The organism is Vibrio sp. Vb2131, from assembly GCF_033338535.1.
GTDB lineage: Bacteria > Pseudomonadota > Gammaproteobacteria > Enterobacterales > Vibrionaceae > Vibrio > Vibrio alginolyticus.
Genome location: NZ_JAWOSW010000013.1, coordinates 59,979 through 84,006, shown reverse-complemented (window position 1 = coordinate 84,006; position 24,028 = coordinate 59,979). Strand labels below are relative to the sequence as shown.

Annotated in this window: 26 protein-coding genes; 10 read left to right on the top strand and 16 right to left on the bottom strand. The window is 44.5% G+C overall.

What is annotated here, in order from left to right; genetic code table 11:
• The first annotated feature begins 87 nt into the window (after positions 1 to 87).
• The 6 genes from R7E38_RS14805 (at position 88) to recR (ending at position 4,503) form a co-directional block, all read left to right on the top strand.
• Positions 88 to 219: a hypothetical protein gene (locus R7E38_RS14805; protein ID WP_005380608.1), complete on the top strand. Its 132-nt coding sequence runs from the start codon at positions 88 to 90 to the stop codon at positions 217 to 219.
• 33 nt (positions 220 to 252) lie between these two features.
• Positions 253 to 639, top strand: coding sequence for a YbaN family protein (locus tag R7E38_RS14800; RefSeq protein ID WP_080276930.1), 387 nt, complete (start codon positions 253 to 255; stop codon positions 637 to 639).
• Positions 640 to 801: 162 nt separating this feature from the next.
• Complete coding sequence (apt, locus tag R7E38_RS14795; protein WP_005380615.1) at positions 802 to 1,347, top strand: adenine phosphoribosyltransferase; 546 nt, start codon at positions 802 to 804, stop codon at positions 1,345 to 1,347.
• An 8-nt stretch (positions 1,348 to 1,355) separates the two neighbouring features.
• Positions 1,356 to 3,461, top strand: coding sequence for a DNA polymerase III subunit gamma/tau (gene dnaX / locus R7E38_RS14790; RefSeq protein ID WP_104975518.1), 2,106 nt, complete (start codon positions 1,356 to 1,358; stop codon positions 3,459 to 3,461).
• Between the two features lie 82 nt (positions 3,462 to 3,543).
• Complete coding sequence (locus tag R7E38_RS14785; RefSeq protein WP_005380618.1) at positions 3,544 to 3,873, top strand: YbaB/EbfC family nucleoid-associated protein; 330 nt, start codon at positions 3,544 to 3,546, stop codon at positions 3,871 to 3,873.
• A gap of 30 nt (positions 3,874 to 3,903) precedes the next feature.
• Complete coding sequence (gene recR, locus R7E38_RS14780; RefSeq protein ID WP_005380619.1) at positions 3,904 to 4,503, top strand: recombination mediator RecR; 600 nt, start codon at positions 3,904 to 3,906, stop codon at positions 4,501 to 4,503.
• 51 nt (positions 4,504 to 4,554) lie between these two features.
• Here recR and aqpZ read toward each other — a convergent pair whose 3' ends face one another.
• From aqpZ to R7E38_RS14765, 3 genes are all read right to left on the bottom strand, one after another.
• A complete protein-coding gene (gene aqpZ / locus R7E38_RS14775) occupies positions 4,555 to 5,253 on the bottom strand; it encodes an aquaporin Z (protein WP_005384951.1) in 699 nt (232 codons plus the stop codon).
• 230 nt (positions 5,254 to 5,483) lie between these two features.
• Entirely contained in the window at positions 5,484 to 5,732 is a 249-nt protein-coding gene (locus R7E38_RS14770; RefSeq protein WP_017820793.1) for a YkgJ family cysteine cluster protein, read from the bottom strand.
• Between the two features lie 137 nt (positions 5,733 to 5,869).
• On the bottom strand, positions 5,870 to 6,118 hold the full coding sequence (locus tag R7E38_RS14765) for a GlsB/YeaQ/YmgE family stress response membrane protein (RefSeq protein WP_005380625.1): 249 nt from the start codon (positions 6,116 to 6,118) through the stop codon (positions 5,870 to 5,872).
• A 188-nt stretch (positions 6,119 to 6,306) separates the two neighbouring features.
• Here R7E38_RS14765 and R7E38_RS14760 point away from each other — a divergent pair, with 188 nt between their 5' ends.
• Both R7E38_RS14760 and R7E38_RS14755 read left to right on the top strand, forming a co-directional pair.
• Positions 6,307 to 6,747, top strand: a complete 441-nt coding sequence (locus R7E38_RS14760; RefSeq protein ID WP_005384948.1) for a YcgN family cysteine cluster protein — start codon at positions 6,307 to 6,309, stop codon at positions 6,745 to 6,747.
• Positions 6,748 to 6,938: 191 nt separating this feature from the next.
• Positions 6,939 to 8,618, top strand: a complete 1,680-nt coding sequence (locus R7E38_RS14755) for a mechanosensitive ion channel family protein (protein WP_005380681.1) — start codon at positions 6,939 to 6,941, stop codon at positions 8,616 to 8,618.
• Between the two features lie 69 nt (positions 8,619 to 8,687).
• Here R7E38_RS14755 and R7E38_RS14750 read toward each other — a convergent pair whose 3' ends face one another.
• From R7E38_RS14750 to gap, 10 genes are all read right to left on the bottom strand, one after another.
• Positions 8,688 to 8,972, bottom strand: coding sequence for a putative quinol monooxygenase (locus R7E38_RS14750; protein ID WP_226083886.1), 285 nt, complete (start codon positions 8,970 to 8,972; stop codon positions 8,688 to 8,690).
• Positions 8,973 to 8,989: 17 nt separating this feature from the next.
• Positions 8,990 to 9,385, bottom strand: coding sequence for a VOC family protein (locus tag R7E38_RS14745; RefSeq protein ID WP_226083887.1), 396 nt, complete (start codon positions 9,383 to 9,385; stop codon positions 8,990 to 8,992).
• 140 nt (positions 9,386 to 9,525) lie between these two features.
• Positions 9,526 to 9,825: a ribbon-helix-helix domain-containing protein gene (locus tag R7E38_RS14740; protein ID WP_005384938.1), complete on the bottom strand. Its 300-nt coding sequence runs from the start codon at positions 9,823 to 9,825 to the stop codon at positions 9,526 to 9,528.
• 136 nt (positions 9,826 to 9,961) lie between these two features.
• A complete protein-coding gene (locus R7E38_RS14735; protein ID WP_025767190.1) occupies positions 9,962 to 11,539 on the bottom strand; it encodes an alkaline phosphatase in 1,578 nt (525 codons plus the stop codon).
• Between the two features lie 398 nt (positions 11,540 to 11,937).
• Positions 11,938 to 12,297 carry a hypothetical protein gene (locus R7E38_RS14730; protein WP_005380688.1) on the bottom strand — a complete coding sequence of 120 codons (360 nt, stop codon included), beginning with the start codon at positions 12,295 to 12,297 and terminating at the stop codon, positions 11,938 to 11,940.
• 251 nt (positions 12,298 to 12,548) lie between these two features.
• A complete protein-coding gene (locus tag R7E38_RS14725) occupies positions 12,549 to 13,496 on the bottom strand; it encodes a ChaN family lipoprotein (protein WP_054577619.1) in 948 nt (315 codons plus the stop codon).
• A 97-nt stretch (positions 13,497 to 13,593) separates the two neighbouring features.
• On the bottom strand, positions 13,594 to 14,421 hold the full coding sequence (rlmA, locus tag R7E38_RS14720; RefSeq protein ID WP_005380691.1) for a 23S rRNA (guanine(745)-N(1))-methyltransferase: 828 nt from the start codon (positions 14,419 to 14,421) through the stop codon (positions 13,594 to 13,596).
• 96 nt (positions 14,422 to 14,517) lie between these two features.
• The gene (locus tag R7E38_RS14715; protein ID WP_054577620.1) at positions 14,518 to 16,554 is read right to left on the bottom strand and encodes a methyl-accepting chemotaxis protein; all 2,037 of its coding nucleotides are present in this window, start codon (positions 16,552 to 16,554) and stop codon (positions 14,518 to 14,520) included.
• A gap of 199 nt (positions 16,555 to 16,753) precedes the next feature.
• Positions 16,754 to 17,638, bottom strand: coding sequence for a D-hexose-6-phosphate mutarotase (locus R7E38_RS14710; RefSeq protein ID WP_017820788.1), 885 nt, complete (start codon positions 17,636 to 17,638; stop codon positions 16,754 to 16,756).
• A gap of 155 nt (positions 17,639 to 17,793) precedes the next feature.
• Positions 17,794 to 18,789, bottom strand: coding sequence for a type I glyceraldehyde-3-phosphate dehydrogenase (gene gap / locus R7E38_RS14705; protein WP_005380697.1), 996 nt, complete (start codon positions 18,787 to 18,789; stop codon positions 17,794 to 17,796).
• A 337-nt stretch (positions 18,790 to 19,126) separates the two neighbouring features.
• On the opposite strand from gap, the gene msrB reads away from it, so the two are divergent.
• Complete coding sequence (msrB, locus tag R7E38_RS14700; protein ID WP_005380698.1) at positions 19,127 to 19,534, top strand: peptide-methionine (R)-S-oxide reductase MsrB; 408 nt, start codon at positions 19,127 to 19,129, stop codon at positions 19,532 to 19,534.
• A gap of 117 nt (positions 19,535 to 19,651) precedes the next feature.
• On the opposite strand, the gene R7E38_RS14695 is transcribed toward msrB, so the two are convergent.
• Positions 19,652 to 20,473, bottom strand: a complete 822-nt coding sequence (locus R7E38_RS14695; RefSeq protein ID WP_017821139.1) for a DUF2989 domain-containing protein — start codon at positions 20,471 to 20,473, stop codon at positions 19,652 to 19,654.
• Positions 20,474 to 20,574: 101 nt separating this feature from the next.
• Here R7E38_RS14695 and R7E38_RS14690 point away from each other — a divergent pair, with 101 nt between their 5' ends.
• On the top strand, positions 20,575 to 20,859 hold the full coding sequence (locus R7E38_RS14690) for a YeaC family protein (RefSeq protein WP_005380700.1): 285 nt from the start codon (positions 20,575 to 20,577) through the stop codon (positions 20,857 to 20,859).
• A 95-nt stretch (positions 20,860 to 20,954) separates the two neighbouring features.
• On the opposite strand, the gene ansA is transcribed toward R7E38_RS14690, so the two are convergent.
• Together ansA and sppA are read right to left on the bottom strand one after the other, a co-directional pair.
• Positions 20,955 to 21,968: an asparaginase gene (gene ansA / locus R7E38_RS14685; protein WP_017635822.1), complete on the bottom strand. Its 1,014-nt coding sequence runs from the start codon at positions 21,966 to 21,968 to the stop codon at positions 20,955 to 20,957.
• Positions 21,969 to 22,132: 164 nt separating this feature from the next.
• On the bottom strand, positions 22,133 to 23,983 hold the full coding sequence (gene sppA / locus R7E38_RS14680) for a signal peptide peptidase SppA (RefSeq protein ID WP_005380705.1): 1,851 nt from the start codon (positions 23,981 to 23,983) through the stop codon (positions 22,133 to 22,135).
• Positions 23,984 to 24,028 lie beyond the last annotated feature (45 nt).

Here is a 24,028-nt window from a genome sequence, read left to right as displayed (position 1 = left end):
GCTTAAAACAATAATGACCCATTTGTGCAACGATAATTTAACGCTGTGCCTTGGGAGAAGCAAAGTCAACTAGTGAGAAGACACATCATGGCAGACAAAGATTTTAAAGAGCCTTATAATATTTTTTACTTTTTAGGTTTTATTGCAGTTCTTTTGATCCCAACACTTCCTGCAACGCTAACCTGGCTTCGTGTAATGAATGGTTACGCAGGCTTTTAATCTAGCTATTTTGTACCGGAGTTCACCATTCGTATTAAGCGTTACTTTTTCAATACTGTTGGTGGACTCTGTATTGTGCTCGGCATAGCCGGCATAGCCCTTCCACTTTTACCCACCACACCTTTTATTTTGCTTGCTAGCGCATGTTTTATGCGTGGTAGCCCCGCATTTCATCAATGGTTACATAACCACAAAACGTTTGGACCCATTCTCGACAATTGGCATAAGCATCGGGCTGTTACTTCAAAAGTAAAAAAGCGTGGTGCGATTTTTATTGCGCTTAGTTTCATGGTTTCAATCGTTGTTGTCCCCCTCGTTTGGGTAAAAATTGGTCTTTTAGTGATGCTAATCGTTTTACTCAGCTGGTTTATGCGTCTGCCTGTGATTGAGTTGGTTGCTGACCGAGAAGAAAATCACTAAGATTGTAGAGAATAGTGTGCCCGCTCTTCGAGTGGGCGTTTGTATTTTCAGCGCCTGTGACTTTTACGAAAATAAGCACATAGTGGTGAAAACCTATTGTTCGTTGCCCTCGTGATACTGCGATTAGAGAGGGCGATGAGCCAATCTAAGTAAATCGGTATTATGACTACAGAAACAATTTCACTGATCAAATCTAGCATCAAAAGCATCCAAGACTACCCAAAGCCAGGCATTCTATTTCGTGATGTGACGAGCCTTCTTGAAGACGCGAAAGCATACCAAGCAACGATCAACTTACTTGTTGAACGTTACAAAGATATGGGCTTTACCAAGGTTGTGGGTACGGAAGCTCGTGGCTTTCTATTTGGCGCGCCTTTAGCGCTTGAGCTAGGTGTTGGTTTTGTACCAGTGCGTAAACCAGGCAAGCTACCACGCCCTACTGTTGCTCAATCTTATGAGCTTGAATACGGCGTTGATACACTAGAAATCCATACAGATGCCATCGTTGAAGGCGACAAAGTACTGGTTGTCGACGATTTATTGGCAACGGGCGGTACTATTGAAGCGACGACTAAGCTGATTCGCCAACTGGGTGGTGAAGTTGAGCACGCTGCGTTCGTTATCAACCTACCAGAAATCGGTGGCGATAAACGTTTAGAAGCATTAGGTCTAAACGTGTACAGCATCTGCGATTTTGAAGGACATTAATACATTCAATGAGTTATTTAGCTTTAGCGCGAAAATGGCGTCCTAATCAGTTTGACCAAGTTGTCGGACAAAAACATGTCCTGACGGCGTTGGAAAACGCACTGGCGCAAAACCGTTTACACCATGCTTATCTGTTCAGCGGGACTCGTGGTGTGGGTAAAACGAGTATCGGTAGGCTGTTTGCCAAAGGCTTGAACTGCGAAACCGGCATTACCGCGACACCTTGTGGTAAGTGTGATACTTGTCGTGAAATTGATGAAGGTCGCTTTGTCGATCTTCTTGAAATCGACGCAGCATCACGTACTAAAGTTGAAGACACTCGTGAACTGTTAGACAACGTTCAATACAAACCTGCTCGTGGACGTTTTAAAGTGTACCTCATCGATGAGGTGCACATGCTATCGCGTCACTCTTTCAATGCGTTGTTGAAAACCCTGGAAGAGCCGCCAGAGTATGTGAAGTTCTTACTCGCAACAACTGATCCACAAAAGCTGCCTGTCACTATATTGTCGCGTTGTCTTCAGTTTCATCTGAAACCAATCAGCGTTGATGATATTCACCAGCAACTTGATTACATCCTAGGTCAAGAGCAAGTTTCAGCAGAGCCAAAAGCGTTGGGTATGATCTCACATGCTGCAGATGGCAGTATGCGTGATGCTCTCAGCTTGACTGATCAAGCAATTGCATTAGGTAACGGTGCGGTGCAAGCCGATATTGTCAGCCACATGTTGGGGACGATTGATACCGACCAAGCGATTCACTTACTAGAGTCAATCAGCAGCAAGAAACCTCAACAAGCTATGGATAAAATCCAACAATTAGCGGCAAATGGTGTTGAGTGGGATGGTTTGTTGCAGCAAGTCGCAACACAGTTACACCGAATTGCGATGTATCAAGCGTTGCCCGCGTCGTTAGACCGAGCACAACCAGATGCAGAGAAAATTGAGCTGTTGAGTAAAGCTCTAAGCCCGCAAGACGTTCAGCTTTACTATCAAATTGCATTGAAAGGTCGTGAAGATTTGACCCTCTCGCCAAATGGGCGAGTCGGTTTGGAAATGATTGTGCTGCGTATGATGGCGTTCCGCCCATCAAATAACAGTGGGGCAAATGTTGTTTCTAGTAACTGCGAGCCAGCGTCATCTCCGGCTCAAAGTACCAGTCAACCAAAGGCTGCGCCAGCTCAGACAGCCGCTGCTCCTCGAGCTCAGCAGCCGAGTCCAGCACAAAGCACACCACAAGTGGCGCCTCAACCTTCATCCAGTTCGCAACCTGAGTATCAAGCGAGTGGATATGAGACGGTTCCACCACAGTATGATATGGCGCCGCCGATGAGTGAAAACCCAGCGCCGCAGCATGAAACGCCACCTCAACAAATGCAAGAGAGCGTTTCAACACCAGCGCGCGGTGGTCTAAGCGGTTTACGTCACCAATTACGTTCTCAGCGTCAAGGCCTACAACAGAACACTCCTCAAAATGGTGGCTCAAAAAAGCCTAAAGCGGCATCTGCACAACCAGAATCGGTTATCGACCGAGTAGCGCAATTGCATGGCAGTTCCGCGCAGGTGTCGCCAAACTCAGCTCCGAAGTCGACGGAGCCACAAGTTGAGGAAGCGTATCGCTGGCGTCCAAGCAAGCCTGTTGAGACAAAAGTAAATACAAAACTGACACCTACGCAGCTCAAGCAGGCACTTGAGCATGAGAAAACGCCTGAAATGGCACAAAAGCTCATCGATGAGTCATTAGAACATAATGAATGGGCGAAGCTAATCAGCTTAATGGAGATCCCTAAGCTGGTAGAGCAACTTGCGCTAAACTCTCATTATAGTAAGGAAGGAACAACCGTTTCGTTACTATTGAGAAGCAGCCAAGCTCATTTGAATACTGATAGAGCTCAAGCCGAATTGCTTAAAGCACTTAATACCGTGTTGGGTGAAGAGTGCCACATGAGCATCGAAATAGGGGAGAGTGGAGAAACACCACTTGAACTGAGAGATAGGCTCTACCAAGAGAAATTACAGCAAGCGCTGAACAGTTTAGAAAACGATCCAAATGTTCAATTTATTGAACGTCGTTTTGCTGCAGAGCTTGATAAAGATAGTGTGCGCCCTATCTAATAATCGAATGGAATGGGGTTGAAAACCCAAAGGTATAACCCCATTAATTGATGCAACACCTCATTAAACCAGAGAGATAAACATGTTTGGTAAAGGCGGTATGGGCAACCTAATGAAGCAAGCCCAGCAAATGCAAGATCGCATGCAAAAGCTTCAAGAAGAAATCGCGAATATGGAAGTAACTGGCGAGTCTGGTGCTGGCCTAGTTAAAGTTACTATCACTGGTAGTCACAGCGTACGTCGTGTTGACATCGATGAAAGTTTGATGGAAGACGACAAAGAAATGCTTGAAGATCTGATCGCTGCGGCGTTCAACGATGCAGCCCGTCGTGTTGAAGAAACTCAAAAAGAGAAAATGGCTTCTGTAACTGGCGGTATGCAACTACCACCAGGCATGAAAATGCCATTCTAATCTGCTGATATTTAATTAAGCGGACTTTTAATGCGTACCAGTCATATGCTGGAGCAATTGATGGAGGCCTTACGTTGTCTACCTGGGGTTGGCCCCAAGTCAGCGCAGCGTATGGCCTTTCATTTGTTACAGCGCGATAGAAAAGGCGGTTTGCAGCTTGCAGATGCGCTGAGTCAGGCAATGACAGAAATAGGTCATTGTACTGAGTGTCGAACCTTCACCGAAGAAGAAGTCTGTCACATTTGTACCAACCCAAAACGCCAAGAAAATGGTCAAATTTGTGTGGTAGAAAGCCCGGCAGACATCGCAGCCGTTGAAGCAACAGGCCAATATTCTGGTCGGTATTTTGTTCTTATGGGGCATTTGTCGCCATTAGATGGTATTGGTCCAAGTGATATTGGATTAGATGTCCTTGATTACCGCTTACGTCGCGGTGATATTACCGAAGTGATTTTGGCGACAAACCCAACAGTTGAAGGTGAAGCCACTGCCCACTACATCGCAGAGCTATGTAAAGAGCACCAAGTTGATGCCAGCCGCATCGCGCATGGTGTGCCTGTCGGTGGGGAGCTAGAGCTTGTTGATGGCACGACGTTGTCACATTCGCTATTAGGTCGACACAGAATTTAATAAAAAGCCGCTGAATTCAGCGGCTTTTTTGATTTTGGGAGTTAGGAACGATTAATCGTTCGATTCTTTACCAAGAAGATTTTTGTAGATAACCGCACCAAGCACGCCACCCACAATAGGAGCAATCCAGAACAGCCATAGCTGAGAAACCGCCCAGTCACCCACATATACTGCGACTGCCGTGCTACGAGCAGGGTTTACTGACGTATTGGTGACAGGAATGCTGATCAGGTGAATGAGAGTCAAACACAGGCCAATTGCGATAGGTGCAAAGCCTTGTGGCGCACGTTTGTCTGTTGCACCCATAATGACAATCAGGAACATCATCGTCATGACAACTTCAGTCACAAGTGCAGCGATCATCGAGTATTGGCCTGGAGAGTGTTCACCATAACCATTGGCGGCAAAGCCAGAACCCACAACATCGAATCCTGCTTGTCCAGATGCAATAACGTAAAGCACACCACCTGCGATAAGCCCGCCGATAACCTGTGAGATGATGTAGGGAGCAACGTCTTTTGTCTCAAAACGACCGCCAGCCCAAAGGCCAACTGTCACTGCAGGGTTCAAGTGACAACCTGAAATATGACCGATAGCAAATGCCATCGTCAGAACGGTTAAACCGAATGCCAAAGAAACGCCCAACAGACCAATACCCACTTCAGGGAAACCCGCAGCCAACACCGCGCTACCACAGCCGCCTAACACTAGCCAGAACGTGCCAAAAGCCTCAGCCAAATACTTATTCATGTTCTTTCCTGATCTTTAATTAAATGACCCGCTGAACATAGTCGAGAATTGTCAATAAATTGTGAGGGAGATCGCGCAAAAACCGCAAATGGAACGCTATGTGGCAAGAGTTCTCAAAGGTGAGATAAAAAGCAGAGGGGGGGAAGTGCTAAATCTTGAGTTTGCTTTGATTACTGCCTCGGAGAGAAACAACCGAGGTACTAACTTTAAACGTGTGGTCTAGAGTCGCATTACGTCAATTGTTCTAATTCAGTGATGTTGTCGAGTGCTTCTTGATTGGTGTTACCGCATACAATCGGACACGGTTTAAAATCGTGACAGACTTTGGGGCGTTCAGGCTTACCAAATAGCTTGCACAAATTGTCGTCGTTGAGTTGCACACAACGAACACCTGCAGGTTTGCCCTTTGGCATTCCAGGTATTGGTGAAGAGATACTTGGCGCAATACAGCACGCTCCACATCCTAATCGACAATCCATAATGTAAACCTCTTAAAAATTAAGGGGGCAATTATGGTCATTTTGACGTGGATTGGAAGAGTGAAGAAAGAAAAAAATAAAAGGGCGCGCTTAACATTACGCTCCCTTTTTGGTTTTTTGCTTTTAAATCATCGTGATTATTTTAAGAAACGGTTATAAACAAACAACAGAATAAATGCGCCTAGTGTTGCGGTAATGATACTACCAATGTTGACGCCAGTTGCTCCGCCGAAACCGAGAATGCCGCCAAGGAAGCCACCTACAAATGCCCCAGCAATACCAAGTAACATTGTTGCAATCCAACCGCCCCCATCTTTTCCTGGCATGAGCCATTTAGCAAGTGCGCCGGCGATTAAGCCCAAAATAATCCAAGAAATAATACCCATGAAAACTCCTTAATGCCTTCTTGATCAATTGAGTAATGGAAACTTGTTTAAGGATAGAACAGTAAAACGAAAGTAGTTGAATATCTCCACCGTTATGTGGGAAGGATGCAAGATCTTCTCAAAACTTGAACTTTTGCGTTGAGAAGAGTATAAATCGCCCCCTAAATTCCCTTGGTGAGACTTGAAGTATGAGCACTCCATTTTGGCAAAGTAAATCGTTAGAGCAGATGACAGAAGAGGAATGGGAATCTCTCTGTGATGGTTGTGGCAAATGTTGTTTGCATAAGCTTATGGATGAAGATACCGATGAAATCTACTATACCAATGTGGCTTGTAGCTGGCTGAACAGTAAAACGTGTTCGTGTAAGGATTACCCAAACCGTTTCACTTCGGGTGAAGAGTGCACCAAGCTGACCCGAGAAGACATTGACGATTTTACTTGGCTGCCACACACGTGCGCTTACCGTCTGTTGGCTGAAAAGCAGCCTTTACCAGAATGGCATCCGTTGATTACCGGCTCTAAGTCCGCAATGCATGCGGCAGGGGAAAGTGTCCGTAACAAAGTTGTTTACGAGATTGATGTGGTGGATTGGGAAGACCATATTTTAAATCATCCCAACCGTCCTTAGTCGAATAAAAACAAGCCTTTCATTGATTAAATGAAAGGCTTGTTTGCTATTGGGGCTCCCAACTTTGACGTCTCGCTAACGAAATGCTGCTCAGTTTATTATTTAGTGTTGTAAACTTAGGAGTATGATTTCAACGCTTTACACTTCTATTTCTGATTGTTTTGATCAGGATTGTTCCCTATGAGGTAAACATGACGTTTCATTTCCCCCAGAAACTGCGCCTGACATCTTGGGTGACATTATTCGCACTTGCCGTCATTATGTTCTCCCCAATGGCTGTTCATGCGACTGCTACTGACGATATCCAAGAGCCTTCTGCTGCCGAAATCTCGATTGACAACTTGAACCGAGAGATTGTGGATTTATCCCAAAGCCTCTCGCAAGCGAGTGGCGACGAGCGTGATGCCCTTCAACTGCAACTATTCCAAAAGAATGAAGAATTAAGAAGCCAGTTAGCGTCAGCGATTGAACGTGAAACTATCTCTCGCGACAAGCTGATCTTGCTAGTTAAAAAACAAGAACAATACTCTGAGGACGCGACGAACTATCTATCGGAAAAAATAAAGAAAGTCGTCGAGGATTTAAATAAGGCTAAGGATGAAGAGAAGCTTGCTCTTGTTAATGATTATCGAGAGCTACAGCGTTATCTTGATGTTAGCTTCGATTCGAGCTGGCAAAATCTCGCTTGGTTGAAGGAGCTAGGGGCCCAAAACGAGCGCGCAGAAGCGGAACTAAAAGATAAAATTGATAAACGTATGCGCTTACTGTCTGCTTCAATTGAGTACTTGAGTCAGCAAAGTGAGATCATTGGCTCCCAACTTTCGTCTAGCCCAGAGTCGGAAAAAGCGTCGTTGCAACTTAGTCAGCTCATTACTAAACAAAGGCTAAATATTGCGACAGAAAGCTTACGCAACCTGATTTCAATTGGTGATAAAGTCGGTTTAGAAACGTCTGAATACAAACGCCAAATTTTTGAAGTGACGGGTAATATCACCCATGATTTACTGAATACCAAAGTTGTGTGGTCAATACTGAGTCACTGGTCCAACTCGGCACTGGATTGGTTTGCCGAGAATGCACCGCAGCATATCTTCCAGTTGTTTGTTTTTGCGCTGATTTTATTGATCGCTCGCGGACTGGCTAAGTTAACTCGCAAAGTCGTCCGTAAAGCAGTTGCATCGAAAAACTTAAAACTTTCCCACTTGATGCAGGACTTCTTTATCTCGATGTCCGGCAAATTCGTGTGGGTGATCGGTATCATGGTGGGCTTATCTCAGCTTGGTTTGAACCTAGCGCCAATCCTAACCGGTTTCGGTATTGCTGGTGTGATTATTGGTTTCGCGTTGCAAGACACGTTATCCAACTTCGCGGCGGGTATGATGCTGCTTATTTATCGCCCATTTGATGTTGGTGATTTTGTGTATGCTGGCGGTGTGGATGGCAAGGTAAGCCATATGAGTTTGGTGAACACCACAATCCGTACGTTTGATAACCAAATTATTATTGTTCCTAACAGCAAAATCTGGGGAGATGTTATTAAGAACGTCACGCATGAACGCATTCGCCGCGTGGATATGGTGTTTGGCATTGGCTATGCGGATGACCTCTTAAAAGCGGAGTCAGTATTGTCTGATATCATTACCTCTCACCCGTCGGTACTTCGCACTCCAGAGCCAATGATCAAAGTTCATACATTAAATACGTCTTCTGTAGATTTTATTGTGCGCCCTTGGGTAAAAACGGATGATTACTGGGATGTATACTGGGATGTGACTAAAGAAGTGAAACTACGCTTCGACCGAGAAGGTATTTCGATTCCTTTCCCACAACAAGATGTGCATTTGCATATGGTGGAGAAGCAAGACGCTTAATCACAGATCCCAACTAGTGAAAGGCACTCTAGATAGAGTGCCTTTTTTGATCTTCGGTTAGCGCTATAGTTACAGTTCGTTAAAGAACACCAGTTTCGGCTCGCATTCTAACAAGTTGTCGATCTGGCTAATCAAAAGAGCAAAGTGTTCTGTTTTACCATGAAGCTCAAATGCTTGTTGGTCTTTAAATTGCTCCTGAAAAACGAAGTGGCATGTATTGTCTTTATCTTGGAACAATTGATAACGAACACAACCTTCTTCATTGCGAGTAGGTTCAAGCGCTCGGGTAAGTACCTCTTTCAACTCTTGTTCTTTTCCCGGTTGTGCATGAAAGGTAGCCGTCAAGTGAATCATAATGTTTACTCTTTTTGTTATAGGTAACGCCCTTGGCGTTGCAGGAACTCAATTTTGTAACCATCAGGGTCGGTTACAAAAAAGAACGTTGCTAAATGCTTTTGTTGATGGTCAAAGGCTTTGATGTCACCAGTTTCAATGCCGAGAGATTTAATGCGTTTGTGGGCTTGTTCAATGTCCTCCACGCTGACGGCAAGGTGGCCGTAACCTGAGCCGTGAGTGTAGGGCTCACTTTGGTCGTGATTGTGCGTCAGTTCCAATTCAAAGCCAGTTTCTTGGTTGGCTAGATAGGTTAGAGAAAAGCCATCAAAGATGTATTGATCAGCGACTTCTAGTTCAAGTACGCCACAGTAAAATTGTAGAGAGCGGTCCAGATCACTTACTCGGATCATGGTGTGAATCATTTTTGTCATAGGTACTCCTTGATAGTCCGCACAGGTTAGCGATTTCAAAAGGAGTCTGGGTAGTACTCTAGTACGACAAATTAGAAGATGCTCAAGGGTTTATAATACGGATGCATAGCCTAGGATGGTTATTGCTCGGTTGGTTGCTATTAACTGTTAAGTTGCGCAAGTGCTTGACGAGTGGTCTCTTGAGGTTGGCGGGCGTAAGTGAGGCAAGCGCATCGAAGTAAGGAGGCAAAGTTGTTCACTTCACCATTGTATTCGAGTGCTTCTTGATAAACAGTGCTTATGAATTTAGGAACCGTCATGTTTTGAGCACTAGCGATTTCCTCAAGAATTGTCCAAAAGCTCGCTTCAAGTTTTACACTGGTCGCGTGACCATCAATACGGATAGAGCGGGTGATGAACTGATAGTTGTCTTGGGGTTGCTTAGCAAAGATTTCGCACATTTTCTTTATTCATATAATTAAAGACCCATAATTATTGTGGTGTACGATTTAAAACGTCAACTGTTTTCATGCATAAAAAAACGCTCCCTTGCGAGAGCGTTGAAACATCACGAGTTGTGAAGTAAGTGCAAGTTGATTATTTAATTTGTTGCTTCAAGTACTCGCCTAGTTGCGAGTGGTGCATGATTTTTGATACCGGAAGGATAGTTTCTGCAGGTCCCCAAGCAAATACGTTGACAGGAGTATGCGTATGAGTACCCGTCCCCCATACTGTGTTTTGCTTTGTTGCATGCTCACGCGCTAGCAAGTTGCCACGGTCGTTGTAAGGAAAGAAAGCATCAAAGTCATTGATTGTCGGTACGTTCTCTTCGCTTAAGTATTTGTGTCCAGCGAGTCGGTATGGATTTGGTTTACTTGCTAATACGCGTTCTGCTTGCTCAGGCGTAATCGAAAAATCGCTATTTGCGTTCACGACTTCCGCAAACTTCTCTGGAGTTTGCTCTTTCTTATCAAGCGCTTGGAACTCACTGATCATGCCGTAGTAACTTTTCTTTTGGTTGTATAAACCATCGAGGATCTCGAACTGACCAAAGTTGAAGTTTGGCGCGTAATCCTGATTTTTGAATGCTTCGCCGTCGCGTTTTTGTGGTTTAGGCAAGTTTGCTGATGAGTAGCTAAAGCCAAAAGAGCCGGTTTCGTGGTCAGCAGTAACAATGATCAGGGTGTCATCACGGCCTTTTGCCCACTCATAAACTGAGTTTACCGCTTCATCGAATTTAAGCATTTCATGCAGCATCGTACCTGCATCGTTACTGTGGCCAGCCCAGTCAATTTGGCCGCCTTCAACCATCAAGAAAAAACCGTCTTTGTCTTTTGAAAGAATGTCGATTGCTTTGGTGGTCATTTCTTTCAGCGATGGCTGCGTGCGTTTTGGATCGTTTTTGCTTTGACTGTAGGCAATACCATCGTTCATGCCCGAGTAAGCAAAAAGTCCAAGTAATTTGTCACCTTTAGCTTGTGTGAGCATATCGCGGCTGAAAGCCAGGTTGTAACCTTGGTCTTGCGCCTCAGTAAGCAAGTTGCGCTCATCTTTACGTTTCGACTTTAGGTAGACATTACCTTCAGTGAGCTTTTCAAGTTGCTCGTATGTCTCTCCCTTGTCGTTTGTCGACTTTGGAATCCAATGACGAAGTCCCCCAGACATCATCACGTCTACGCCTGTTTCGAGCATATCCGCCGCAATACTGTTTTCTAGGGAGCGATGTGGTTGATGAGCGGCAAATGCTGCTGGCGTTGCGTGGGTCATACGCGTATCAGAGACGAGCCCTGTTGCTTTACCTTTACTTTTGGCTTTTTCCAAAATAGTTTCGACATGGTTGCCTTGGCTATCAATGCCAATGACTTCAGAAGCGGTAGGGATTCCTGTCGCTAGCATCGTAGCTGAGCACGCAGAGTCGACGACAATTGCGTCTTCTGGATTGGTCAGTGATGATCCAATCACACCTTCTTGAGCGAGTTTGTATAACGCTGTGCTTTCGCCTTTGTAAACCGAGTTAGGTGCGTGTTTTGCGTAGGTCTCGAGTAAACCAACTTGTTGAGGACCCATGCCGTCGCCGATCATCAAAATGACGTTTTTGATTTCAGCTGAGAGTGCGTTGAAAGAGAGGGTAGATGCAGCCACTGCCGTAACGATTGGAGATACTAAGCGCTTCATTATATTTTCCTTGTTTATTGAAAGCGCAGGCATTAAAGCAATGATTTATGAAGGTTTTGTGTCGGTAATAAAAGTTTAACCAAATTGTCGTTTTTGTTTGGTTTTGCAGAAAAAATGAGTCGCTCTGTAACGTTCGTTAGTTTGGAAAGAAGAAAGCCCATAAACGTGGGCTTGGATTACGCTTAGGAGTTGAAAGCATGGACTAAAGTTATCCATTCAGTGCCTTCACAAGAAACCTAGTTTAGGGAGCAATAAACGAGCATGTATTATCGGGCCACAAGAGCGGTCGAATTCACTTACGTTTGCATCATATCGTTCTTTGGCCTATTAAATTATGGGCTGCAGTAAGTGTTTGGTTCAAATAGGATTTGTTGTCGTGACGATTATCAGACTGGTTATCAGACTAATGCCAGTATGATGCCACCAACGGTAAGTGCCGCAGAAAGGTATTGACCCGCAGAATATGAGCCATCCTCTTCTTTCTCGATTTTATCGGGGTGATCCATGCCAAGCGCACCATGCGTGAAAGATTCGACCTTTTCACCAACAGATTTATCTTCTGCTTCTATTTTCTTGCTGTCGTGCTCGATTTGTTGCAGAGCGGCAAGTAGCGCTTTGCCTTCGGTCGAAAGCGTCACCTTATTGTGTTCGACTTTCAGCGGCGAAGCACTAGTTTCTTCTTGTGCAATACTTGCTTGTTTAGAGGCGACAGATTGTTTGGCATAGCTATTAACAGAAGTGCTTCCTACTGGATTCATCGAATACTCCTTGGAACATCGACACTCGGTCACTGAGTGCGGGTAAAAAGCAGTTATATTTTTATCGGCGGCAAAGTTTATTTCTGAAGCTATTTGGATAAAAACAGGTCTGCTTTTGCCGCTTCTAGTTTCTATTGGTGATCATTAGCAAAAAATAGACCAGCAGGAAGCAGACCCTTGTCACTCGATGAACTCGGAGCGGTGTGATGATGCAACGCAACGGCAAGGTAGTAACTTAAATTGAAGAGCAGCTACTTACATTGAAGATCGTTATTGCGTTTAGTTAGATGTTGATATGCCGCCATGCGGTGAGCATCTTGTACATACCGTACTGGTGGTGCGAGAACCTCTAACTGATAGTCAGTATTATCAGAAAGCACGTTATCTGTTGGGCTAATTACAACCACTTTTAAGCTCGGGTTGCGGCTGAAGATTGATGCTGCCGTACCCAACCCTTGCTCGGTGTGAAACTTGCCCGCAACATGGACAATCTGAGCGCCTGGGTTGTCGTCTAGATAGCTAACGATAGATTCCGCCATAGTTTCATCCCAAGTAACTTGAGCTGCAAACTGTTTTTCCGTCTGCTCTGGCTTACCGTGATGCATGGATGCCATGAACTTTTCTTTGTACGGACTACTACCAGTGTTGATGGCTTGTGCAATGAACATCCGCTGATCATCATCGAGCTTGTTAATGTAATCTAGCCCTTGTCGACCAATGCATCGAACAATGCTCTTTGGTGCATTTGCTGCAATGACCGGGAGATTTTTCTGCTTAGCAAACTCCACGAGAGGGCGATAGTCGCTTTCATAATTGGGCCAAGCGTTGGCTTGTTTCATTAAGTACTGTTCGCCGATCTCCCCACGTAGGTAAGCGTCAACAACAGGTTGTTTGTCGCGGGTAAATTGTTCCATAGATAACGCGAGTGAGCGGTCGTAGGACGTAAGTTGTTTGAGCATATCGGTTTGAAAGCGATGAACGCCGGCGTGTGTGTGCCATTCACCAATAAGAATGACATCTGCTTGTTGCAGCTCAATTGGCAGTTTGCTTAGAGCGATGTGCTCGCCAGAAGGGGTGTATAGTTGGTAGTCGTAAAAACTAGTGACTTCCGCTGAGGTTGCGTGAGAGTTGGTGTGCGTATATGAAGAGCAACCAGTAAGTAAGCCTGCAAAGAGCAAGCTCAAAGTAGAAAAGCGCATTGAAAAGCCTCCAAAAATGTCCGGATGATATTAATGGAGGCTGAGCAACGAATCAATATAAATGATAACTATTTGCGTTTGTTGTTTTTTTGACTTATTAATTGAGTGTTTTTTTGCGATATACACGCAACATAAAATCAGCCTCACATTGGAAAAGTGTAGCGGATTTCAACTCTTCACGAAGAGCATCGGTTGCTTTCCATGCGAATGGCGTCATTTGCAATAAATCGATTGCGGCTCCGTTTTTCAAGTCCATAACATAGTTAAGATGCTGCTGGTGCTCTAATTCAAACCCTTCAATATGTTCTGGTTCTTCATTGTGAAGACGAACTTCTTGATAAATGCGCTCACGCAGTTGGTATAAGTGGCGGCTAGCAGGAGTAACCGTGACAACAACGCCGTCGTTTTTTACAACGCGCTGCAGCTCCTCAGCTTTACACGGGGCATAAATGCGCAAAATGGCATCTAAGGATTCATTTGCGAAGGGAAGTCGGTGACTAGAAGCCACACTAAAGTTGCAGTGCGTGTAACGCTTCGCCGCGTAACGAATGGCAACTTTGGAAATGTCTAAGCCATAAATCGTGGCATGGTTCGCTTGTGTTTCTATCGTCTTTTGTACTTGATCTGTGTAGTAACCTTCACCACAACCAATATCTAATAATTGATGGGTGCTCCCCTCAGTGTATGTTGCACACAGCTGCGCCACTTCTTGGCGCATTGGGTTGTAGTAATCTCCTTCGAGGAATCGACGACGAGCTTGCATCATCTCTTTGTTGTCACCAGGATCTTTAGAACGTTTGTGGTGCGCTGGCATCAAGTTAACGTAGCCTTCTTTTGCTAAGTCAAACTGATGATTGTTTTCGCACTTAAACGTTTTTTCATTTAACGCTAGAGCTTGGTGGCATAGAGGGCATTGATAGTTCATGACGATCTCGAACAGAAAGTAGGGCGGCAAATTCTATCAAAAAGCGTGGTATCAAGTGAAACAAAAAGAGCCGACTGGGTCGGCTCTTATTAAGTATTAGTGGAAGAAGTCGACTTGCTCTTTCAAGTTTCGTGCTTGTTGTTGAAGTTCAATGGCACTTTGCGAGGTTTTTGCGCTCGTGTTGCGGCTTTCTCGGTTAAGTTCACTGATAGAATGGGCATTTGCTGCAATTTCTTGTGAAACTTGAGCTTGTTCTTCTGAAGTCGCTGCAATGGCGTCGGCTTGAGAGGCTATCGACTGCACTTGTACTGCGATGGCTTCTAATGCTGTGCCCGCGTCTTGTGCTTTGTCCAAGACCTGGTTTGCACTGCGTTGGCTGTCTGTCATCATATTAACTGCATTATGAGTCGACCCTTTTAGTTTCTCGATAATTTCCACGACATCTTGAACTGAGCTTTGGGTTCGGTGCGCAAGTGTGCGCACTTCATCTGCTACAACTGCGAAGCCACGGCCTTGCTCACCTGCTCGTGCTGCTTCAATGGCGGCATTCAAGGCAAGTAAATTGGTTTGCTCAGCAATTTCATCAATCATTTTAGTGACGGTTTGAATACTCTCGCTATCGCGATTTACTTGCTCGATAGCCGTTGCTGATTGATCCAATTGATCGTTAAGTTGAGCAACGTCGATACATACGCCTTCAACAATCGCGAGACCAGATTGACTATCAGTATTTGCTGAGCGTACGTTTTCCGCAATGCTTTCGACTTGTTGTGCGACAGATTGAGCGGAAGAGGCCATTTCTTCAATCGCTGTCACAACTTGCTCGACTTCTTGTTGTTGTCGGTCGGCTTGGGTCAAATTGCTATGTGCATCGTTGGCAACGCTGGTGGAGTTGCTCTCCACTAAGTCGCTTGTTGAACGGATCTTACCGACAAGTTCATTGAGCTGACTTGCCATACTGGCGACACCCGAGCTCAGGTTCGTAATTTCATTCTTTGATGCTTTACGAGACGCTGGGATGTTCAAGCTGACTTCGCCGCCCGCTAAGCGAGTCATGTATGAGTTTAGAGTCGTGAGAGGTTGTAAGCTGTGATTCAAGAAAAGTGTCAGTACAACAAAAGTAATGATTGCCGCTACCGAAGAAATGATGGCAATGAGTGTGAGAAGCGTGTCGCTACCTTTTGTAACTTCTTTGATAAACGTACCACCTAGCAGTTTCCAGTTCCAACCTGGAACCTCTGTGTAGACAAGATACTTTTCGCCTACGTTACCTTGGTACTCGAAAGGGTAGCGAATTAATCCACTAGATTGTTCGAAAATCTGACCAAAAGGCTTGTGACCATTGTAGTCGGCGACTTCTAGTATTGACGAATCTGAGCCGCTTTTTGCTGGATGAAGTAGGTATTTACCAAGATTGTTTTCGTCGTTATCAACGATAATGGTGTAACCAGTGTCGCCCCATTTTATCTCTTCGAGTGCATCGAATAAGGTTTGTGTCGCTTGGTCTACTGGTAAGCCAATAAACGATAGGCCTACTACCTTTCCTGTCGCATCTTTGATTGGGGCATAGTAGGTAATGTAGCGCTCGCCATACAATTTAATTTGAGCGTAATACGGTTGTCCTGCTTTAAGTTGCTGATAACCAGGATGGTTGATGCCTAGCGTGGTTCCGACCGCTCGTTGACCTTGTGGATCTTTTAGGGAGGTGGACACCCGAATAAAGTCGTCACCCAACGGTGCGAATAGCGTTGCTATAGCGCCGGTATCACGTGTGAAACTGTCGACCAACTTGGTGTTATTAATTAAGCTTTCACTGTATTGAGTGATGTTTGGTACTTCATGTCCCATGAAGTCAACCGTGTAATTTTCGACATAGACACCGGCAAGGTAGCCATTGCGAAAAGTAGATTCGAGGACTTTAGCGGTGTGCAGGTAAGCATCGAATTGGCCAGCAATGGTTTTTGCCATTGATTCTACTTTAGATTGGTGTTCTTTCAGTGTGCTTTCCAATAGAACATCGGAAGCGTTGCGGTAAACAAGCGCTGCAATACTGCTGAAAGCAATGAATAGACACAAAGTAATCACCAGTTTCAACTGGAATCCGACACTTTGATTTCGGTATCTCTCTAACATAGACTAATTCCTGATATTTTTATTATTTATGAGTTTTGTATCGGTATGCTATCGGTTTATATGATCAATTTTTTTGATATTTATTAATGAAACCGTCAAAAGTGACCAGTAACCAATAAGTTAGTAAAGATAGGACCATCTAAGCAGAGCTTTTATTACAAAAAAAAGCCGGGTATCCCCGGCCTTTATATGGTGATTCTTACTGCGCTGAAATGACAGTGACAAGTTCATGTGTCTCACCTGGTTGGAGCGTTTGACCTTGCTCAATACTTGGTGCATGAACAGCAGACTCCACACACAACATGGTTTGATAACCATCGTCAGCCATGTCACCCATGCTTTGCGCACCTTCTGCCCAAGGGTTCCATAATACTGCTGAGTTGTGGCCTTGGTTGTGTACGCTTAGCGTACGATCCAATACCGGGTCTTTTACCAAAATTTTCGCTTCTGGTTGCGTGTAAACGCGATCAATCGTGTCAGTTAGTTGTAGAACATTACCACCTTGGCATACCGCATCAGCTTTCAAGCTATCAATGTACTCGGCACCCATGCCTGTCGTTTGTGCTTGCTTAATGTCTCCAACGTTTAGGTAAGTATGTAATGCGCCAGAGAAGGTCCAAGCCTCGTCATCAATGTTCATGACTTTGAGCGTCACTTTTAGCTCATCGCCCACTTCAATCACCAAACGAGCGTCAAACATATGGGGCCAAATATCGTGGATTTCTTCTGTCGGGAACAGAGCAAGTTCAACAATCACACCGTTATGGTTCTCACGATGTTCAACCAACTCCCATTCTGCGGTGCGGGCAAAGCCGTGAGCTGGAGCAGCGATACGCCCAAACCAAGGCCAACAAACCGGAATACCACCGCGAAGAGCAGCTTTACCATCGAAGACAGCTTTTTCGCTCATCCAGATCAGATCTTCTTGACCTTTAGGCGTGAACGACACGACATGACCACCGTGTAGCGAGATGCCTGCCGTTGCTTTGTCATGAATCACGCGGACGATTTTTATCTGATCAACTTCAACGATAGTGACGTTATCAGATAGCACCGTTAGGGCTGGGAGAGTTTTTAAATCCATGTGTAGTTTCCTATCGCTGGGGAGAGCTTTTAGACGCGCTTCGCACATTAAATGCAACATCGAGCCTGTATTCTCTCAAATTCCAGATACAAAAAAGGCGACTCTAGAGCCGCCTTTTCTTTAACGAAGTTATTCGCTAATTGCTAACTTTCTAATTACTTAGAGATGTGAGCGATTAGGTCTAGAACTTTGTTTGAGTAACCGATTTCGTTGTCGTACCAAGATACAACCTTAACGAATTTGTCAGTTAGCGCGATACCAGCTTTAGCATCGAATACTGAAGTGCAAACTTCGCCGATGAAGTCTTGAGATACAACTGCATCTTCAGTGTAGCCTAGAACGCCTTTTAGTTCGCCTTCAGAAGCTTCTTTCATCGCTTTACAGATGTCTTCGTAAGAAGCACCGTTAACTAGGTTAACAGTTAGGTCAACTACAGAAACGTTAGCAGTTGGTACGCGGAAAGCCATACCAGTTAGTTTGCCGTTTACTTCTGGAAGTACAACGCCTACAGCTTTAGCAGCACCAGTTGAAGATGGGATGATGTTTTGAGAAGCACCACGACCACCGCGCCAGTCTTTAGCAGAAGGACCATCTACAGTTTTTTGAGTTGCTGTAGTTGCGTGAACTGTAGTCATAAGACCAGATTCGATACCGAACTTGTCGTTAAGAACTTTAGCGATAGGCGCTAGACAGTTAGTAGTACAAGAAGCGTTAGAAACGATGTCTTGACCAGCGTAAGTGTCGAAGTTTACGCCGTTAACGAACATTGGAGTAGCGTCTTTAGAAGGACCAGTTAGTACAACTTTTTTCGCGCCAGCAGTGATGTGCTTACGTGCAGTCTCGTCAGTTAGGAAAAGACCAGTTGCTTCAGCTACAACGTCAACACCGATTTCGTCCCATTTTAGGTCTTCAGGGTTGCGCTCTGCAGTAACACGTACAGTTTTACCGTTAACGATTAGGTTACCGCCTTCAACTTCAACAGTACCGTTGAAACGGCCGTGAGTTGAGTCATACTTAAGCATGTATGCCATGTAATCTACATCGATAAGGTCGTTAATACCTACTACTTCGATGTCGTTGCGCTCTTGCGCTGCACGGAATACGAAACGACCGATACGGCCAAAACCGTTAATACCTACTTTGATAGTCATTATAGTTGCTCCACAACTTAATTTCTGATTAAAGATAACTGGTAGTAAAATTACAGAATCCAGTAAACATCTGCAAGTGATAATCGGACTTAACTTGTTTAAAGTCAAAAAAAAGCGACGCTTTTTTTAACAATTCTTTGCAAATGTACGTTTTTTAAACTTTTAACTGATTCTTCTGTAGCCCAGTTGGCGTAATATAACTGGTGAGATAAGTGCTCTTATCAAATTAATTACGCATGGTGTCCTGGTGAGAAAGTATGTGCTACAACTGTTAAGAGAAGCAAGTTTTTTGCTAAAAAAGTCAATACCAAGAACAGCAAATAAGGAGCCGAAAGTCGTGGAACAAAGCGGGAAAAAAGTGACGAAGTCAGATGAACAGTGGCGTGAGCAACTGTCTGATGAAGAGTTCCGTGTTTGCCGAGAGCAAGGTACAGAGCCTCCTTTCAGCGGTAAGCTACTGCATAATAAGGAAACTGGTGTTTATGCTTGTACTTGTTGTAATGCCCCTCTCTTTGTCTCTGATAACAAGTATGACTCTGGCTGCGGATGGCCAAGTTTTGATGCGCCTATCAACGATCAAGCGGTGCGCTATTTAGAAGATCTAAGTCACGGAATGGTACGTACAGAGATTCGTTGTGCAACGTGTGATAGCCATCTAGGGCACGTTTTTGAAGATGGCCCACAGACCACAGGAGAGCGTTTTTGTGTTAATTCTGTGTCGTTAATTTTCAACAAATCAGAATAATAACGACAAAATTGTGCTCGAGATTGTTTTATCCTTTCAGGATGATTCATGCTCAACAGTGATCTGAGTGTCGCTCGACTTAAATAAAAACTCCCGCTCATTGCGGGAGTTTTTCGTTTATATCTCACTGGGTATCATTGCTGGGGAATAGATACCTTTCTCTATGGCTTTCGCCACCGATTCGGCTAATTCATCCAACTGCTTATATCGCTCTGGATGACTGAAATTGAACATACGTTGGAGCTGCTTTTCATCAGCAAGCGGTACGTCGAATCTCTTCGCGACCATTGCCCATAGATACGCTTGCTCTTTGTCTCCAAGCCCCTGATGAATACTTGCCATTGACTTGAGAATGACCGGATTGATGTTGTCTTCATCAGATAAAGACAACGCGTTATTAAGAAGCTCCAGGGTTTTCTTGGTATCTCGGTTGGTATAAAAAGTGGCTAATGCATATTGCATCTCAGCATTATTTAATTGGGGAGACCCTTCCATTTGTAAAAATGCGCGCCGAGCTTGAGTATCTCCCGTTTGAGACCATAAGAAATACAAAGTAGCCGGGTCTTCTGAGCCTTTTAACTCGTTTACGATGCGCTCTAGCTCATCAATACTGTGTACCAATGCATTAAAGCGTTGTCTTTTGAGAGCACTTTGATCAATAGGGGTGATCTGGGAGGCGAGTTCTAAGCATTTCCTATATTCAGCGACCAGACCGTATTCGATGATTTGGTTGGCCTCTGATGGGTTTTTCAATTGCTCAAACCGATGCCAAACCAAATTTGTTCTTGGAATTCGACATTGGCCGTCATCCATATTGAGCTGCTCGCAACGCAGCTCTGGTGTTTTTTGGCACAACTCTTCGGTTGTCACGTTACCTTCAAAACAGCCCGATAGCGCAAAACATGCGAGGCTGAGAAGTAACCAGTTTGTTCTTTTCATGGCTTTGCTTGTGATCCGTTACACCAATTCATTTTCGTATTCTTGACTCAGTTTCTTAACCCGTTATGTTCTGTAAATAGAATGTAATAAGAAGGTACACTATGGACGCAGAACAACTATTACAAGCGATGACTCCAGAAGTTTATGATCGCTTAGTCTATGCAGTAGAAACGGGAAGATGGCCTGAGGGTACAACACTTTCTAAAGAGCAGCGAGATTCGTGTATGCAAGCTGTGATGTTGTATCAATCAAAACATAATACTGATGCGCAGCATATGACGGTTGCAGCCGGTGGTGAAATCAGTTTTAAATCAAAACAAGAGCTTAAAAAACAATTCAGCGGAGAAGAGAGCGATATTGTTCGTGTCAATCCGAACATTGATTAATCCTTACGCCTTATTTCTCAAAATTTTATTATTTTGATTTTGAAAGAAAAAAGCCCAAATTGTATTGGGCTTTTTAGATCGTAGAAAGCTTGAACTTACAGGCTCATTTCACCACGCAGTACTTGTTGCATTCTCTCTTTTACTTCTTCGTAAGAAAGGTTTTGGCTTAGAAGGTAGTGTAGTTTTGCCAGCGCCGCTTCGGGCGTCATGTCAAAGCCACTGATAACACCAGAGTCTGCGAGAGCACAACCTGTGGCATATCCGCCCATATTCACTTTACCTGCCAAACACTGAGTTAGGTTTACGACAATAACGCCGCGCTCAGAGGCTTCTTTCAGGTGACCAAGCAGCTCAGGGTTCTGAGGAGCATTACCGACACCAAAAGTCAGAAGAATCATCGCATTCACGGGCTGACGAAGCGTGTTGCGGATAACTTCGTGTGAAATACCAGGGTACATGGTGATCACACCGATTGGTTGTGGCGTGATGTTGTGAACCTTAAACTCACCTTCTGGTTGTGCACCAACGGTTACGCTGTTGCTAACTTGAATATTGATCCCAGCTTCCAATAGTGGAGGAAGGTTTGGTGAAGTAAAGGCATTAAAACCGTCTGCATGAGATTTTGTACTGCGGTTACCACGCATCAATTGATTATTGAAGAACAAAGTTACTTCGTTGATCGGGTAGTTTGCCGCAATATGTAGCGCGTTTAATAGGTTTGCTTGGCCGTCAGAACGCAGCTCTGCGAGAGGGATTTGTGAACCCGTTACAATCACTGGCTTACCAAGGTTTTCAAGCATGAAAGACAATGCGGACGCTGTGTACGCCATGGTGTCAGTACCATGTAGGATAACGAAACCATCGTATTTGTCATAGTTGTCACGAATATCATTCGCAATCTGCTGCCAGTCAGCAGGTGTCATATCTGATGAGTCAATCAGAGGGTCGTATTCGTGGATGGTGTAATCCGGCATTTCAGGACGATGGAATTCGGGCATGCTTGCTAATTGCTTTTCCATAAAGCCAGCAACAGGCACATAGCCGTGGTCGGATTTTTGCATTCCGATGGTACCACCGGTGTAAGCGATGTAGATGTGTTTTCTAGTCATCGTTTTTTCTTTCGTGTAGGGGAACAGAGGCGGGGATTATATACCTAAATAACCTTGAGATGCGAGGCTATACGCACAGCATCAGAAAGTCATCTGAGGAGATGCAAAGCCTAATAAAAAGGGCACTTCAAGTAGAAGTGCCCTTTGTAATATTGATGGAAAAACTACTGCACTTGGCAGTTCAAACAAAATGCGTATTGACCTTTAGGATCGTTGAAGCTTTGGAGCAAGCTTGCGTCTTGTTCGAATTGTTGAGCTACGGGTTGAAGACTTTTTGGTAGCAAGCTTGTTGCATCAATACCTAGAGAGACTTTCACCTGTTTCATAAACTCTTGTAGAAATAGTTCAGTAGGTGAAAGAGGCTCTTCTACCCAGTAAATGCCATAATCGGTCACGTTCGCTAGTTTCGCCGCTAGCTCTACAGCATCATCAAAGTCACCCATTTGATCGACAAGACCAAAGGATAGTGCATCTTGGCCAGTCCAAACTCGACCTTGAGCAACTTTGTCAACTTCCTCTAGAGACATATCGCGATTCTCGCCAACTAGAGAAATAAAGCGCTTGTAACCGTGCTCGATACCTAACTGGAACACTTGAGACGCGCCCTCAGAAAGGCCAGTGGTAATACCGTCACCTGAGAACGGCGATGTGCCAACGCCATCAGTATTAATACCTAACTTGCTAAAGCCTTTTTCAAACGTGGTGATGACACTAAATATACCAATGGAGCCCGTCAGGGTTGTTGGCTGAGCAACGATTTTGTCTGCGCTCATTGAAATCCAATAACCACCAGAAGCGGCCAAACTCGACATGGATACAACAACCGGCTTACCTGCTTGCTTCAGAGCTTCTACTTCGTTACGAATCACTTCAGAAGCAAAGGCACTGCCTCCTGGACTATCTACTCGTAACACGACCGCTTTCACTTTTTCATCATTGCGTGCTTGACGCAGCAAGCTTGCGACCGTGTCACCACCAACAGTTCCGCGAGGTTGTTGACCGTCCATAATCGCGCCACTGGCTAGAACAACGGCGATGTCGTGTTGAGGTAGTGTGTAATCAGGACGAATCGTTGCAAGGTAGTCGTAGTAACCAATCGCGTTGTAGCTGTCTTTGCCGTCGCTACCAAACTGTTTTGCAAATAGAGTGCGAATGTCTTGGCGTGTCGCGAGTTCATCCACTAGCCCCAATTTGACTGCGAGCTGAGCAATATCGCCATTTACAGACTTCATCTCGTTAATCAGCTCATCCATGGTTGGATTAAGCACTTTCGCATCAATGTTTCGGTTTGTTGTTACGTCATCAACAAAAGCACTCCATAATTGAGTAACCCAACGTGTTGCTGACTCTTTCGCCGCATCGGACATGTCATCACGAATAAAAGGTTCGATAGCGGATTTATAAGTACCTACGCGAAAAACATGAGTAGAAACGTCAAGCTTTTCAAGTAACGTTTTGTAGTACATTGAGTAAGCGCTGTAACCTTTAATCAATACACCACCATCAGGTGCCAGATAAACTTTATCGGCGTAACTTGCCAAGTAATATTGGCTTTGGTTGTAGAAATCACCTACGGCGTAAACGGGTTTGCCTGATGCTTTAAATTCGTTCAACGCTTTCGCGATGTAACGTAGTTTCGTGAGATTTGTTTCTGGCATGTCTCGTAGTGCTAGCACTAATCCAGACACTTTAGGATCGTCTTTCGCGTAGCGAATAGTATCAACGATATCGAAAAGGACGTTTTCTTTCGGTAACTCATTACCCAAAAGGGAACCAGCAAAAGAGTCCATTGGGTTTACATAACGTCTTTGTTCGACAATTGGGCCTGAAAGGTTCATCACCAATGCAGATTCTTTTTCGACGACAGGTTGACCGTCTCCGGTATAAGTAAAGGCAAAGTAGAAAACGGCAATCATCAGCAAGAAAATTAGGTTTGCCAGTGCGAGTCTGATGAAAGTGATACTTTTCCATATCCCTTTAAATATCAAACCAATAAATTTGAAGAGTTTTTTCATCTTGTCTCCATAACGAGATAGTTACGCCGAGTCTAACAAAGTATG